The following is a 255-nucleotide window of genomic DNA, read 5'->3' on the forward strand; positions in this document are numbered from 1 at the left end:
AACAGCGCATTGATGCCGGTGAATTTGGGGATATAGTGGCGATTAAAGGGACAAACCGTGGCAAAAATCCAGGCGGATGGTTCAATGACGAGGAGTTAGCAGGCGGAGGCGCGGTAATCGACCATACTGTCCATGTCATCGATATTATGAGGTGGGTGCTGGATGATGAGGTGGCACAAGTATACGCAGAAGTAGACCAATTGTTTTCCGGCAACGGCGTCGATGATGCTGGATTGCTGACATTCACCTTTCACA

General features: G+C 49.8%; 1 protein-coding gene. It reads left to right on the top strand.

The window, feature by feature from the left end; genetic code table 11:
• Positions 1-255: Gfo/Idh/MocA family protein (locus tag CHH91_RS18710; RefSeq protein WP_286160849.1), on the top strand; the 255-nt coding region annotated here is incomplete at both ends.

Origin of the sequence: Virgibacillus sp. 7505 (assembly GCF_002272135.1) — a bacterium.
Lineage (GTDB): Bacteria > Bacillota > Bacilli > Bacillales > Amphibacillaceae > Terribacillus.